This is a genomic window from Halosolutus sp. YCN4 (genome assembly GCF_059736495.1).
The window spans coordinates 562,169-576,130 of sequence record NZ_JCASSM010000003.1 but is presented as its reverse complement, the minus strand read 5'-3'; the positions used below and the strand labels follow the sequence as shown (position 1 = coordinate 576,130).

At 68.8% G+C, this 13,962-nt stretch carries 12 protein-coding genes; 9 read left to right on the top strand and 3 right to left on the bottom strand.

Annotation, left to right across the window (positions count from 1 at the left end; genetic code table 11):
* Nucleotides 1–52: 52 nt before the first annotated feature.
* On the top strand, nt 53–694 hold the full coding sequence (locus tag AC6I6X_RS13350) for a rubrerythrin family protein (RefSeq protein WP_497931014.1): 642 nt from the start codon (nt 53–55) through the stop codon (nt 692–694).
* A gap of 110 nt (nt 695–804) precedes the next feature.
* Here the strand turns inward: AC6I6X_RS13350 and ftsZ are convergent, their stop codons facing one another.
* Together ftsZ and AC6I6X_RS13340 are read right to left on the bottom strand one after the other, a co-directional pair.
* A complete protein-coding gene (ftsZ, locus tag AC6I6X_RS13345; protein WP_497931013.1) occupies nt 805–1,968 on the bottom strand; it encodes a cell division protein FtsZ in 1,164 nt (387 codons plus the stop codon).
* A 158-nt stretch (nt 1,969–2,126) separates the two neighbouring features.
* On the bottom strand, nt 2,127–3,449 hold the full coding sequence (locus AC6I6X_RS13340; RefSeq protein WP_497931012.1) for a D-aminoacyl-tRNA deacylase: 1,323 nt from the start codon (nt 3,447–3,449) through the stop codon (nt 2,127–2,129).
* Nucleotides 3,450–3,602: 153 nt separating this feature from the next.
* Between AC6I6X_RS13340 and AC6I6X_RS13335 the strand changes: the two genes are divergently transcribed.
* From AC6I6X_RS13335 to AC6I6X_RS13325, 3 genes are all read left to right on the top strand, one after another.
* A complete protein-coding gene (locus tag AC6I6X_RS13335) occupies nt 3,603–5,960 on the top strand; it encodes a PAS domain S-box protein (protein ID WP_497931011.1) in 2,358 nt (785 codons plus the stop codon).
* Nucleotides 5,961–6,082: 122 nt separating this feature from the next.
* A complete protein-coding gene (locus AC6I6X_RS13330) occupies nt 6,083–7,378 on the top strand; it encodes a DUF7344 domain-containing protein (protein WP_497931010.1) in 1,296 nt (431 codons plus the stop codon).
* Nucleotides 7,379–7,523: 145 nt separating this feature from the next.
* Nucleotides 7,524–7,637, top strand: a complete 114-nt coding sequence (locus AC6I6X_RS13325; protein ID WP_497931009.1) for a rubrerythrin-like domain-containing protein — start codon at nt 7,524–7,526, stop codon at nt 7,635–7,637.
* Nucleotides 7,638–7,687: 50 nt separating this feature from the next.
* On the opposite strand, the gene AC6I6X_RS13320 is transcribed toward AC6I6X_RS13325, so the two are convergent.
* On the bottom strand, nt 7,688–8,632 hold the full coding sequence (locus AC6I6X_RS13320) for a calcium/sodium antiporter (RefSeq protein WP_497931008.1): 945 nt from the start codon (nt 8,630–8,632) through the stop codon (nt 7,688–7,690).
* 276 nt (nt 8,633–8,908) lie between these two features.
* Between AC6I6X_RS13320 and AC6I6X_RS13315 the strand changes: the two genes are divergently transcribed.
* The 5 genes from AC6I6X_RS13315 to AC6I6X_RS13295 all read left to right on the top strand — a co-directional run bounded on the left by AC6I6X_RS13315 (nt 8,909) and on the right by AC6I6X_RS13295 (nt 13,877).
* On the top strand, nt 8,909–9,712 hold the full coding sequence (locus tag AC6I6X_RS13315; RefSeq protein ID WP_497931294.1) for a shikimate dehydrogenase: 804 nt from the start codon (nt 8,909–8,911) through the stop codon (nt 9,710–9,712).
* 79 nt (nt 9,713–9,791) lie between these two features.
* Nucleotides 9,792–10,490 carry a helix-hairpin-helix domain-containing protein gene (locus AC6I6X_RS13310; protein WP_497931007.1) on the top strand — a complete coding sequence of 233 codons (699 nt, stop codon included), beginning with the start codon at nt 9,792–9,794 and terminating at the stop codon, nt 10,488–10,490.
* Nucleotides 10,491–10,673: 183 nt separating this feature from the next.
* The gene (locus AC6I6X_RS13305; RefSeq protein WP_497931006.1) at nt 10,674–12,299 is read left to right on the top strand and encodes an anthranilate synthase component I family protein; all 1,626 of its coding nucleotides are present in this window, start codon (nt 10,674–10,676) and stop codon (nt 12,297–12,299) included.
* Entirely contained in the window at nt 12,292–12,999 is a 708-nt protein-coding gene (locus tag AC6I6X_RS13300; RefSeq protein ID WP_497931005.1) for an anthranilate synthase component II, read from the top strand. Before AC6I6X_RS13305 ends, AC6I6X_RS13300 begins: the two co-directional genes overlap by 8 nt.
* Nucleotides 12,996–13,877, top strand: a complete 882-nt coding sequence (locus AC6I6X_RS13295) for an aminotransferase class IV (protein ID WP_497931004.1) — start codon at nt 12,996–12,998, stop codon at nt 13,875–13,877. The genes AC6I6X_RS13300 and AC6I6X_RS13295 overlap by 4 nt, the downstream gene beginning before the upstream one ends.
* Nucleotides 13,878–13,962: the final 85 nt, after the last annotated feature.

The following is a 13,962-nucleotide window of genomic DNA, read 5'->3' as shown; positions in this document are numbered from 1 at the left end:
CGGCGCGCGGACCGCCACCAACGTTCAACACGAGCGACGTAGTCGTGCCAGTATGGACGCTGCTGACTTCCAGCGCACGGTCGAGGAGGGGATGGCGACCGAACTCGAACGACTCGGATCGTCCAAACTCCTCGTCGCGCTCACCGATGCGGACCTGACGGCGGAGACGGTCCTTCGAACCGCTGCCGACAGCGAACGCGCTGCGATGGAGACCTTCGAAGCCTGGGTTGCGGACGAGGAACACGCCGACGCGCGCGATGCGTTCGCCGCGTTTCGCGACGCGGAACGAGAGCACTACGATCGGGTCGTGGCCCTGCTCGACGGTTCGCACGACGCCGCCGACGCTGACGCTGGAGGGATGCACGACCGCCTGCGATCGTTCGAGACGACGGCAACCCGCCTCGGCGGCGTCGTCGGCCGATCGCTGGTCGGCGATCGGACGCACCTGCAGGTCGTGAGCTTCTTCGTCAACGAAAGCGACGAGCGACGCGCCGACGTGTTCCGGGAGTTGCGAACCGAGACGTCTTCCCAGGGCGATCGGGCCGCGTCGGTGCTGGAAACCGTCTGCGAGGAGCGCGAAGACGACGCGTGGGATCGCGCGAGCGAGGCCGCAGCGGACGTCGTCGACGACGCCTACGAGGCGTACGCGGACTCGCTCGACGACCTCGGCATCGATCCGAAGCCGATCTGTTGACTGCGGGGAGCGGCGAATCCGTCCCAGCGGTCGCTATGGCGAAGCAAATCTCCGGTGAACGCGCCACAGAATTCCGACTCGAACCGCCGACGCGGCCGTCTCGAGGCCGATCAGTCGACGAAGTCGATGTCGTCGCCCTGCGGTTCCGGCTGGACGGCCTCGCCGTCCGGCCGGCCGTAGATCTGGGGCGATTCGACGCCCGTGACGACGATCATCGTCCGCATACTGCCCTCGAGCGTCTCGTCGATCGAGGTCCCCCAGATGATGCGCGCGTCGGGGTCGATCCGGTCGTAGATCTCTTCGACGACGCCCTCGGCCTCCTCGATGGCCATGTCGTTGCCGCCGGTGACGTTGACCAGCGCGGAATTCGCGCCGGAGATGTCGACGTCCAGGAGCGGCGATCGGAGGGCGGTCTTGACGGAGTCTTCGGCCTTGGCCTCCGAATCCGCCTCGCCGAGGCCGATCATCGCGACGCCGCCGCGCTCCATGACGGTCCGGACGTCGGCGAAGTCGAGGTTGACGAGGCCGGGTTTCGTGATCAGTTCCGTGATGCCCTTGACCGAGCGCATCAGCACCTCGTCGCTGACCTTGAACGCCTGTCGGACGGGGAGTTTGCCGACCGAGTCGAGCAGGCGATCGTTCGGGACGACGATCACGGTGTCCGAGACGTCGCGCAGGCGCTCGAGACCGGCTTCGGCGTTCGTTCGGCGGACCTCACCCTCTGCGGTGAACGGCGTCGTGACGATCGAGATCGTCAGCGCGCCGGCTTCTCGGGCCGCCTTGGCGACCACGGGTGCAGAGCCGGTTCCCGTACCGCCGCCGAGGCCCGCGGTGACGAAGACCATGTCCGAGCCGTCGATCGCGTCGTAGATGTCCTGCTGGCTCTCGAGAGCGGCCTCCTCGCCGACCTGGGGGAGCGACCCGGCGCCGCGGCCGCCGGTCTTGTCCTCGCCCATGAGGATCTTGGTGTCGGCCTCGATCTCCACGAGGTGCTGGACGTCGGTGTTGGCGGCGACGAGTTTCGCGCCGTGGATCCCCTCCTCGTGCATGCGGTTGATGGTGTTCCCGCCGGCACCGCCACAGCCGACGACGGTGATGTCGGTCTGGAGGTCCTGAAGAACGTCTTTCAGTTCGTCGTCGGTCATCGTTCCCGTGTCTCGGGTCCCGTCTGCCGCCCCCTCGGAGGGTTCGTGGCCATCCTGTGGCACGCCGCCGGGAGTTTCCCCCGACTCCCCTTCGGCCTCGTCGATGGCGTCGTCGATGATGGAGTCCATTCTTGGCACTGACTATAAGATGGAGCATAATTACCTTTCCCCTACACGTCAGCCGCGCGTCTGACACGTAAATGGAATATTACGTGTCTACGATCGAATACGACGAGAGCGAATTACGGCGTGCGGAACGCCTGAATTAGTGTCTCGTTTCCCTTCGATCAGATCGGGAACTCGTGAGTCCGTCGACTGGAAACTCTCTCGGGAGTGACCTGTTCGCCGTCGATCGTGACCGACTCGCCCGAGGCGAGGGCACCGAACTTCGGTCCCTCCGGGACGCCGACCTCGCGAGCGAGCGCCGGGTCGAACGCGGTCTCCTCGGCGACGACGGCGTCGTCCTCGATCCGCACCGTCTCGTACTTCCGTTCGAGCACCGCCGCCAGCGCCTCGACGATCGCGTCGCGGTCCTCGATCGCCGGGACGGCCGCCGTCGAACCGACGCGACTGCCCCCGTTCTCGGTCGCGAACGCGACGGTGGTCTCCGCGACGATCGTTCGCACCCGCTCGGGATCGATCGCCTCCGCGGCGTCGAGCAGGTCGGTGGGGAGGTCGACGACGACGAACGACGACTCGCGCCGATCGCCGAACCGAATCCCGTCGTCGACGGGGCCGAGGTCCGTCTCGACCGCCTCGACGAGGTCCAGCGATCGATCCGCGACCTCGCGGAGCCAAGTCTCACCCACGACGCGATAGCCGAGGCCCTCGATCGTCGCCGCGAGGTCGGGGTGGTCGCCGTCGAGCACCGCGATGTCGGCCTCGCTGGCCGCGAAGGCCCGATCGAGCACGTCCCGGTTGCTGGCCGGTCGGCCCATCGACTCGAGCGCCCAGTCGGCGGCGACGTGGCCGACGGCCCACGGCGTCTCGCGGACGATCCGACCGAACCGGGGCGCGTAATGGTTGCCGCCGAAGCCGACGACGTGCCGTCCCCGGTGGGGATCGACCCCGCGCAGGTCGAGGATGGCGCGCGCGACGGCTTCGGCACCCGCCGGATCGTCCCACTGCTCGTCGCCGCTGCCGAGTTCGGCGAACAGCGACGGACACCCCACCGCGGACGGGCCGTGGTGGGTACACTCCATGCCGACGTCGTAGCCGTCGGGTGCGTACTCGTCGAAGGCCGCGAGGAGGCGCGCGAGCGCGTTCGGAGCCGCTTCCGCGAGGGCCTCGTCGTCGCCGCCGAACTCCGCCGGGCCGAAGTTCCCGGTGAAGTGGCCCGTCAGGAGTCGGCCGGTGTCTCCGGAGTGGCGCGAGGCGAACACCAGCAGGTCGGGTTCGCAGTCGAACGCGTCGGCGGGCGACTCGAGTTCGATGTGGAGGCCGTCAAACGAGCGGAGTTCGGCACCGTCGGCCCGGTAGTAGGTGCCGCCGCCGTCGGCCGGATCGCGGTCCTCGTCGGTTCGTTCCGTCCAGTCCGCGTGATCGCGGAGGTGGTCACAGATGTGGACCGACGCGCGATCGGCGCGGCTTTCGACGATGGCGAGGGTCATACCGGAAGCGGGGGCGGGAGGCCGTTAACGGAATCGATTCGCCGGTCCCGGGGGGTGCGTTCAGGTATCACGTATTACCATAGGTAGCGCGCGTTAGCCGGTGACGAACTTTTGGATCTGGATGAAATAGTGACACGTCCTTCGACACCCGAGATGACCGACAACGATCGGACTGGTGGGCCGGACGAGTTTCCCGTCGAGGCGCGTCGGGTAGCCAACCTGGTGCCCAACTGTGCGATCTACGTCCTCGATCGGGACGGCTACGTGGCGGTCTGGAGCGAGGCTGCCAGTCGACTCACCGGGTACCCCGAGTCCGACGCCGTCGGTACCCACTACAGCCAGTTCTTCCCGGAGCCGGTACGCGAAGCGGACCGGGCCGAGCAACTGCTCTCGGAGACGGATGCGGCCGAGCAGGTTCGAACCGAGGGGTGGCGGCAGAAACGCGACGGCTCGCGGTACCGGGCCCGCGAGGTCCTCGCCGTGGTGCGAGACGAGGACTCGGCGGCGGATGGATACGTGGTCGTCACGCACGACGTGACCGTCGAGCACGAGCAGGCGGACGCACTTCGTACCGAGAAGGCGGTCGTCGAGAGCCTCCTCGACGCGCAGCCGGACATCCTCTACGCGTTCGACCGCGACGACACCCTGCTTCACTGGAACGATCGGCTCGAGACGGTGACCGGTTACGATCCCGACGACCTCACTGACATGGGTCCGCTCGCGTTCATCGCCCCGGAGGATCGCGATCGGGTCGGTGCCGCGATCGATCGAATTCTCGAGACCGGCGACCGCGTCGCGCTCGAGGGAACCCTCATCACCGCGGCGGGAGAGCGAATCCCCTACGAGTTCAACAGCGCCCCGATCGTCGACGAGTACGGGACCGTGCTGGGCGTTACCGGGGTCGGCCGGGACGTCAGCGATCGACGGGCGCGCGAGCGGGAACTCCGCGAGGAGAAGGCCTTCACCGAGAGCATCTTCGCCGCCCAGCCCGACATCCTCTACGCGTTCGACACGGACGGGACCTTCCGCGAGTGGAACGAGCAGGTGCCGGTCGTCACGGGATACTCGGACGCGGAACTGGCCGAGATGGAGCCGACCGAGTTCGTCGCGGCCGAAGACCGCGATCGGGTGCGGGAGGCGATCGGGCGGATCCTCGACGCGGGCGAGCAGATCACCGCGGAGGCGGATCTCCTGACGAAAGACGGGACGCGGATTCCCTACGAGTTCAGCGGGGCCCGGATGAGCGCCGGGGACGGTACCGTGCTGGGATTCACCGGCGTCGGCCGCGACGTCAGCGATCGGCGGGCGCGCGAACGGGAACTCGAACGGATCGACCGGCTCAACGGTGTCGTCCGGACGATTACCGACGCGCTCGTCGACGTCGAGACGCGGCGAGAACTCGAGACGACGATCGTCGAGACGTTCGCCACCGACGACTCGATCGCCGGGGCCGTCGTCGCCACGTACGACGCCGCGGACGGGTTCGATCCGCGCGTCCAGGCCGGCGGCGACGTGCCGGCGGACGCCGGTCTCCTTCCCGAACCCGCCGAGGCGTCGGCGGTCGATCCCGCAGACGTCGCCGGGGAACGGGAGCGCGTCGCGACGCGTCGGCACCTCCGGGACGACCCGATCGACGAGTGGCGGGCCGTCGCCGACGAGCACGGCTCCCGCGCCGTCGCGGCGGTCCCGTTCGTCGCGGAACGGCGGCTTGTCGGCATGCTCGGCCTGTACGCGTCCGTCCCGGACGCGTTCGGCGAGCGCGAGCGCGAACTGCTCCAGGAGTTCGGCGGTACGATCGGCCACGCGATCAACGCGATGGCTGTTCGTCGCCTCCTCTACGCGGACACCGTCGTCGAACTCGAGTTCGAGGCGACCGATCGCGGAGACGCGTGTATCGACCTCTCCCGGGAGGGAGACTGTCGGCTCTCGATCGATCACCTGCTCCCGCTGACCGACGAGGTGTTCGTCTACTACCTCTCCGCGTCGGAGATCGACCCCGATCGGTTCCGTGACCTCGCGGCGGCGCGGCCGGAGATCGGGGATCTGCGCCGGATCGACGGCGACCCGACGGCCCACCGCTGGGAGGTCGAGATCCACGGCGCGACGATCGCGGCCTTCCTCACCGAGTACGGTGCGCGAGTTCGCTCCCAGGAGATCGACGGCGGCGTGGCGACCCTGGTCGTCGAGGCCAGCCCCGACACGGCGGTTCGCGAACTCACCAGCGCGCTCCGGTCGTCCTTCCCCGAGACGTCCCTCGTCGCCAAACGAACCGTCGAACGACCGCTCGACGCGGAACGGGACGTCGGATCCGCGATCGACCCGGACCTGACGGAGAAACAGCGGACGGCACTCGAGGCGGCCTACTACGGCGGCTACTTCGTGTGGCCTAGCCGGCAGAGCGACGCCGGCGATATCGCCGATCGGCTCGGGATCGCTCGCCAGACGTTCCACCAGCACCTGCGCGTGGCCGAGGCGAAGCTTCTCGAGGCGTATCTCGAGGACGGGACCTGACGATCGGGTCCGATACGGCCGCGACGCCCCGTTTTTCGGCGGAGACGACTCGATTTCACAACCAGGTAATACCAGAGCACGCAGGTACACTCCTTTCCCGCATTCGTCGTCTGGCTCGTGTAATGACAGCACGTTCGACCGAGACTGATCCGACGACCGCCGCGTTCGACGCCCTCTCGTCGTCTCGACGCCGCTATCTCCTCGCCCTTCTCTGCGATCGAGACGACGCGATGCCGGTCTCGCTGTCGACGCTCGCGACAGACGTCGCGACCCTTGAACACGACCACCCGATCGTGACCGACGAGCAGTCGCGCCGCGCGCACGTCCGACTCGTCCACGTCGACGTGCCGAAACTCGTCGATCTGGGCGTCGTCACGCGCGAGGCGGGACGGGCGGACGGCGGGTCGAACGCGACCGAGGACGCGATCGCGCTCGCGGACCACCCCATGCTCGCGGAACCGTGGGTTCGAACGCTCCTCGAGACGCCGGGCGGGTCGGTCTGCGACGAGGCGACGCTCGATCGGACGCTCGAGACGCTCCGGCTTCCCCGGCGTCGAACCGTTCTCACCGTCCTCGCGGGCCAGCGCGACCCGGTTTCGATCGCCGACCTGGCCACGCTGGTCGTCGCGACCGAATCGGACGGGAAACGACTGGTCGACGTCACCGAACCGGAATCGACGGCCGTCGAGCGGACGCTCGTCCACGAGCACGTCCCGGCGCTCGAAGACGCCGGCCTGATCGCCGGGGACGACGACCGCGTCGCGATCGCTGCCGACGCACCGCAGTTCGAGGCCGACTGGATCGCCGAGAGTCCGATCGGCGACGTCGCCGACCTGGGACCGGCATCGCCGGTACAGGGCGCACCGAGTTCGGTTCCGGACAGACCCGAGGGGCCCGGAGCGACACCCGCGAGCGGACACTGCTGGACGGTCGAGGGATGTGAGGCGGTGATCGCGAGAGGGAACGAGATCGCCGACCGCGCCAGCGACGAACTGTTCGTGACCGTCTCCGACCGGGGACGGCTCCAGGATCGGTGTCTCGAACGCTGGAGTGCCGCCGCCGATCGCGGCGTCGACGTCTACGTCGGTTCCAGTTCGGATCGCGTTCGCGAGATCGTTCGGTGCGCGTCCGACCACATAACCGTCTGCGAGCCACAGTTCGACTGGCTCAACCTCCCGATCGAGCGCATCCACCCCGGCCGCGTCGTGTTCGCCGACCGCGAGGCCGCAATGCTCGTCACGATCGACGACCGGGAGGCCGCCGACCAAGCGCGGGCGACGGCGATCACCGGGACGGGGCCGGAGAACGCCCTGGTCCAACTCCTCGGCGAACACCTCGGTCCCCGCCTCGATCGGCTCGCGGCCCGCTCCGACGACGTCGACGAGTGCGACGAGTGCGTGATCCCGATTCCGATGTGAGCGCGGCTGCTGTCCGTTCACCCGCCGGATTCCGACCACCTGACCAGCACGGGGCGCGGCGAGGGTCGGTTACGGATGTCGCGGGCGATGAACGTCGGACAACATTTATTATCGTGTGCGTTGCTATCATTCATCGTGATTCTGGATGAGTAGACGAAACTACGAGTGCGAGGAGTGTGCCGAGACAGTGCATCCGCACACCTACCGCGCAACCTGTCCGGAGTGTGGTGGGTCCCTGCGAACCGGGCAGATCCCGTAGTCGGCAGTGTGTCACCGCGATCGGTGTGACCGGTAACTGTCGGTCGCGGTTCAGGGAACCAGCAGGTAGATGAAGGCGACGTAGCCGACGACGAGTGCGGCCCCGTCGAGTCGAGTTAGCCGGCGGCCGTAGCCCATCATCCCGACCAGCAGGACGGTGAAGACGACCATGATCGGGAGTTCGAACCGGAGCGTCGGTGCGGCGATTTCGATCGGGGTGATCAGCGCGACGATCCCGAGGACGGCGAGCACGTTGTAGATGTTCGAGCCGACGACGTTGCCGATCGCGAACGCGGTCTCGTCCCGGAGTGCGCCGACGACGGAGGCCGCCAGTTCGGGCAGCGACGTCCCCAGCGCGAGGACGGTGAGCCCGATGAACAGGTCGGAGAAGCCAAGCGCCGACAGGAGGGTCGTGCCGCCGGAGACGAGCCACCGGGAGCCGAGCACGAGCGCGACGAGGCCGCCGATCACGAGCGCCACGTCGCGAACCCCGATTCCGCCGCCCGCATCCGGTTCGTCCATCATCGGTGCCGGATCGGCGTTCACGGAGTGGAGGAGGTAGCCGGTGAACCCAGCGAGGACCAGCAGAAAGATCGTGCCTTCGAGGCGACCGATCGTACCGTTCGCGCCGAGACCGACGAGCAAGAGTGCCGCGAGGACCATGAACGGAACGTGGCGGCGCATGACGGTCTCGGAGACCGACAGTGGCTTGATGAGGGCGGAGACGCCCAGCACCAGCCCGATGTTCGCGATGTTCGAGCCGACGACGGCGCCGAGCCCGATATCCGTCGAGACGTTGAGCGCACCGATGGTCGCGACGAAGAGTTCGGGGGCCGTGGTGGCGAAGGCGATGACCGTCACGCCGACGGTCGCCGCGCGGAGCCCGAACCCGAGTGCGAGCCGCCCCGCGCCGGCGACGAGCAACTCGGCCCCGCCATAGAGCGCGACGATCCCGGCCAGGAGCAACAGTATCGCGAGCGGGATCCCGGAGAGCATGTGGCCCGCTACTCGTGACCCGGGGATAAGAATCCCGAAACGGCCCGGCGGCTCAGGGTTCCGGAAGTCGATCGGCGGATCGGTTCGCGCTCGGCCCGACGATCAGAACTGCCGCCGGCGGAGTTCGTCGAGACAGTTCTCGCCGTCGAACTCGATCGACGACGGCTTGAAGTGACGACTGAATCCGATCCGTCCCGGGTCCGATCGTCTCCCCGTGTGGGGCGTGACGAAGCCACATCCGTTATGACCCTGCCGACGCGTGGATCCCGTATGGCTATGGACGTGTACGGGTTGCTGGGCAACCCGGTCGGTCACTCGCTGTCGCCGCCGATGCACGAGGCGGCCTACGACGAACGCGGACTCGACGCGCGCTACGTCACCTTCGAACCCGATCGGGACGCGATCGAAGCCGCGATCGACGGCGCCGAGGCGCTCGGCCTCGCGGGACTGAACGTGACGATTCCGTTCAAACGGGACGTCCTCGATCACGTCGCGACGGACGACCTGGCGCGGCGAATCGGGGCGGTCAACACGATCGACTTCTCGGGCGACGGGCCGCCGACGGGACACAACACCGACGCGGTGGGCGCCATGCGCGCGCTCCGGGACCACGACGTCGCGGTCGACGGCGCGGACGCGGTCGTCGTCGGGGCCGGGGGTGCCGGGCGGGCGATCGCGTTCGGACTCGCGGACGCGGGCGCGACCGTGGCGATCGCGAACCGGACCGAATCGACGGCCCACGATCTCGCGGCCGAGGTACCCGGGGCGACGGGGCACGGCCTCGACGCGCTCGCCGACCTGCTCGGGGACGCGGACGTGGTGATCAACGCGACTAGCGTCGGCATGGAAGAAGACGCGACGCCGGTACCCGCCGAAGCGTTGCACGGCGATCTGGCCGTGATGGACGCCGTCTACCGGCCGCTCGAAACGCGACTGCTTCGAGACGCCGCGGCGGTCGGGGCGACGACCGTCGACGGCGCCTGGATGTTGCTCTACCAGGGCGTCGAAGCGTTCGAACTGTGGACCGGTCTGGACGCGCCGGTCGACGCGATGAACGCGGCGTTGCGGTCACGGCTGTGACTTCCGACTCACCCGCCCGATCGATCGGACCGTCTCGTATCAGCCGAATTTAAGTGCCGGTGCCGACTATATCGGGATAATGGCAATCCTCCAAAAGCTGAAGTCGCTGCTGGGGTTCGACGACTCGGGTCAGGAGCGAGGGTCTGCACGCGAGGTCGGCGTGACCGTCGAACGAGAGGGGAGCGAACCGGACACCGATCGCTCGGACGACACCGACACCGTCGTCGCACCGGCACCCTCGTCCGCCACGGACACCGCCGACGAGGGCGACGCGGCCGACGAATCCGACGCCGACGAATCCGAATCGGTTGCGGCCGAATCGACTGCCGCGGGTGCGACCGACTCGATCGTCGAGCCGACCGACGAACCCGACGAGGCGGCCGAACCGGCCGAAGCGACCGGTCCGACCGAGACTGACGCGGCACCGACCGCCGAGAAGACGCCCGACGAAGGGGTCGAGTCGACGGCCACGGGCGACGAACCGTCGGTCGCGGACGGGGAAAGCGAAGCGGCCGAAGAACCCGAGGACGGTGACGACGCCGCCGAAGCCGACGCCGAACCGGCGGAGTCCGCGGACGAACCCGAAGCCGACGCCGACGAGAGCGAACCGGTCGACGTGATCAAGGGGATCGGCCCCGCCTACGCGGATCGACTCGCGGACGCCGGCGTCGAAACCGTCGCCGACCTCGCGGCCGCCGACGCGGCCGACCTCGAGACCGAGACCGACATCTCCGAGACGCGGATCCAGGGCTGGATCGACAGGGCCGAAGTCAGATAGCGCGCACCCAGTCGTTCGACCCCCGACCGACCACCCTCCGATCGTCGATTTTCGTCTCCGAAATCACAAAACGATTATAGTAGCAACTGAACGTCAATTCACACCTGATCGCAGGACGGCTGTGCGATCGGTGTGCAAATCGTTTCAGTTGCTACTATAGTCACCCGGCCCCTCTCGGGACACATGAGCGATCCGCGGGTCGTCACCACGCTCGACGCGTTCCGCGCCGGCGTTCGGGAGAGCGACGTTGCCGACGAGTCGACGACCCGCGGCGGACTCCGGGTCCCGATCGAGGTCCGGGTCACCGTTCCCGATCCGTTTCTCGCCTACCGCAGGGCCCGATCGGACGGCGGGGGTGCGTTCCTCGAGACGACCGGCGGCCAGCCAGGCTGGGGCTACTTCGGCGTCGACCCCGTCGATCGGCTCACCGTCGGCCCGGATGCAGTACCGCGAACCGCCGGCGGCGAGTCGCCGACGCTGGCCGCCCTGGAGGGACTCCTCGACGCCGATCGGCTCGCCCGCGGCGACTGCGACGTACCCTATCCCTGCGGGACGGTGGGCTGGCTCTCGTACGACGTCGCCCGCGAACTGGAGTCGCTCCCCGAATCCGCCGTCGACGATCGCGGCCTGCCCCGGCTCGAGGTGGCCGTCTTCGATCGGCTCGCGGCCTGGGAGGGGCCGACCGACGGCGACGTGACGCTGCGGATAACGGCCTGTCCGCGCGTCGACGCGAGCGCCGGCGACGTGGCCACGGCGAACGCCGCTGGCGACGGAATCGCGGCCGACGAGGATGCCATCGGGGCCGCCTACGATCGCGGCCGGAAGCGCGCGCTCGAACTCGCGCGAGCCGTCGTCGACGGCGATCCGACGATCGGCGAGCCACCGGTCGCGACCCGGGAAGCGACGTTCGAGAGCGACTGCGGGCGGACGGCGTTCGCCGACCGGGTCCGGCGGGCGAAGGCGTACGTCCGCGACGGAGACACCTTCCAGGCGAATATTTCCCAGCGGCTGACCGCACCCGCCGCGGTCCACCCGGTCGCCGCCTACGACGCCGTGCGGCGGGTGAACCCGGCACCCTACTCCTGCCTGCTCGAGTTCCGGGCGGCGGATCTCGTGAGTGCGAGCCCCGAATTACTCCTCGAGCGCGACGGCGGCTTCGTCCGCACCGAACCGATCGCGGGCACCCGTCCGCGCGGGGCGACCCCCGAGGCGGACGCCGAATTCGAGGCCGACCTCCGCACCGACGAGAAGGAGCGCGCGGAACACGCGATGCTGGTCGATCTCGAGCGCAACGATCTCGGGAAGGTCTGTGAATACGGCTCCGTCGCGGTCGATGAGTACCGCCGGATCGATCGCTACGCCGAAGTGATGCACCTCGTCTCGAACGTCACGGGGCGACTCCGGCCGGACGAAACGCTCGCCGATGCGATCGCGGCGGTGTTTCCCGGCGGGACGATCACCGGGGCCCCGAAGCCGCGGACGATGGAGATCATCGACGAACTCGAGGCGACCCGCCGCGGACCGTACACGGGAAGCGTCGGGATCTTCGGCTTCGACGGCCGTGCGACGCTGAACATCGTCATCCGGACGCTCGTCCGCCAGGCCGACGAGTACCACCTCCGAGTCGGCGCGGGGATCGTCCACGATTCCGATCCCGATCGGGAGTACGACGAGACCCTCGACAAGGCCCGCGCGCTGATCACGGCCGTCGACGAGGCGCTGGGCGAGCGGGCCGAACTGGAACTCGAGGCCGACGGCAGATCGGACCCGAAGCAGGCCGGCGAAGACGGGGGTGAGTCCGGTGACTGACGCCCCGACTCGAATCCTCGTGGTCGACAACTACGACTCGTTCGTCTACAACCTCGTTCAGTACGTCGGCGAGATCGCCGACGACGTGATCGTCCGACGCAACGACGCGATCGACCTCGCCGGCGTTCGGGACGTCGACCCGACAGGAATCGTCGTCTCGCCGGGACCGGGGACGCCAGCAGCGGCCGGGATCTCGATCCCGCTGTTCGCCGAGACCGAGTATCCGATCCTCGGGGTGTGTCTCGGCCACCAGGCCCTGTGTGCGGCACACGGCGCGCCGGTCGTCCACGCGCCCGAGGTGGTCCACGGGAAGCCCTCGACGGTCAGCCACGACGGCGCGGGGATCTTCGCGGGCCTGCCGGCGGAGTTCCAGGTCGGCCGCTACCACTCGCTCGCGATCGAGCGGGACGACCTGCCAGCGTCGCTCGTCGAGACGGCACGGACGACCGACGAACGCGGCGTGCTGATGGCGGTTCGACACCGCGAGAGGCCCCACGTCGGGGTTCAGTTCCACCCCGAGAGCATCCTCACGCGGGCCCACGACGAGGGACGCGACGCCGACGTGAGCGGAACCGCGGACGGGGACGGTGATCAGGCCGCGAACGGCATCTCGCTCGCGATCGGCAACCGACTGATCGGGAACTTCTGTGATCTGGCCGCCGACCACCAGCGACGACGGCCGGAGGGAGGACGACGATGACCGAGACCGATCCCCTCCTGTACCACGTCGACGGCGACCTCGTGCCCGCGAGCGAGGCGACCGTCAGCGTCGACGATCGCGGCTTTCGCTACGGCGACGCCGCCTTCGAGACCTGCCGGGCTTACGGCGGGACGATCTTCGCGTGGGACGCCCACGCCGATCGGCTCGCCCGGACCTGCGAGGCGCTGTCGCTCGATCACGGACTCTCGGCCGACGACCTGCACGCGCGGATCGACGAGACCCTCGCGGCGAACGGGCTGGAAGACGCGTACGTTCGACTCTCGATCACCCGGGGGATCCAGCCCGGCAAACTCGACCCACAACCCGAGGTCGACCCGACGGTCGTGATCTACGTCGCGCCGCTCCCCCGCGGCGGCACCGCGGGCGAGGCGGTCTGGGACGAACCGGCCACGGTCCGGACCGTCGAGACGCGCCGGATCCCCGACGCGGCGATCCCGGCGGCCGCCAAGACGCACAACTACCTGAACGGGATTCTCGCGCGGGCCGAACTCCGGGAGACCGACGCGGACGAGGCCCTCGTCCGTGATCTCGACGGGAACGTGGCGGAAGGTGCCACGAGCAACCTCTGGTTCGTCCGCGAGGGAACGCTCCACACGCCGACGACGGACGGCCCCGTCCTGCCGGGGATCACCCGTGCGATCGTCCGAGAACTGGCCGCCGAGGACGGGATTCCGGTTCAGGAAGGGGCGTACGAAGTCGCGGACGTGCGCGCGGCTGACGAGGCCTTCCTCACGAACCGAACCTGGGAGCTACGGCCGATCGCGACCCTCGACGGGCACGCGATCGGCGGCGGCCCCGTAACCGATCGGCTGTCGCGGCTGTACGACGAGCGCGTCGAGCGGACGTGTTACGAGTGAGCAGGGCTACCGCGCGACGATCGGATCGATACCGGATCGGGGCGCACCCGGTCCGGTACCGTTACGTCCCCGTGCGGTCCTCGTA

What these genes read in the sequence shown, in the direction of transcription:
- AC6I6X_RS13350 (WP_497931014.1), top strand. Translation starts at nt 53, where the DNA reads ATGGACGCTGCTGACTTCCAGCGCACGGTCGAGGAGGGGATGGCGACC.
- AC6I6X_RS13335 (WP_497931011.1), top strand. Translation starts at nt 3,603, where the DNA reads ATGACCGACAACGATCGGACTGGTGGGCCGGACGAGTTTCCCGTCGAG.
- AC6I6X_RS13295 (WP_497931004.1), top strand. Translation starts at nt 12,996, where the DNA reads ATGACCGAGACCGATCCCCTCCTGTACCACGTCGACGGCGACCTCGTG.
- AC6I6X_RS13320 (WP_497931008.1), bottom strand. Translation starts at nt 8,632, where the DNA reads ATGCTCTCCGGGATCCCGCTCGCGATACTGTTGCTCCTGGCCGGGATC.
- AC6I6X_RS13305 (WP_497931006.1), top strand. Translation starts at nt 10,674, where the DNA reads ATGAGCGATCCGCGGGTCGTCACCACGCTCGACGCGTTCCGCGCCGGC.
- AC6I6X_RS13310 (WP_497931007.1), top strand. Translation starts at nt 9,792, where the DNA reads ATGGCAATCCTCCAAAAGCTGAAGTCGCTGCTGGGGTTCGACGACTCG.
- AC6I6X_RS13325 (WP_497931009.1), top strand. Translation starts at nt 7,524, where the DNA reads ATGAGTAGACGAAACTACGAGTGCGAGGAGTGTGCCGAGACAGTGCAT.
- AC6I6X_RS13340 (WP_497931012.1), bottom strand. Translation starts at nt 3,449, where the DNA reads ATGACCCTCGCCATCGTCGAAAGCCGCGCCGATCGCGCGTCGGTCCAC.
- AC6I6X_RS13315 (WP_497931294.1), top strand. Translation starts at nt 8,909, where the DNA reads ATGGACGTGTACGGGTTGCTGGGCAACCCGGTCGGTCACTCGCTGTCG.
- ftsZ (WP_497931013.1), bottom strand. Translation starts at nt 1,968, where the DNA reads ATGGACTCCATCATCGACGACGCCATCGACGAGGCCGAAGGGGAGTCG.
- AC6I6X_RS13330 (WP_497931010.1), top strand. Translation starts at nt 6,083, where the DNA reads ATGACAGCACGTTCGACCGAGACTGATCCGACGACCGCCGCGTTCGAC.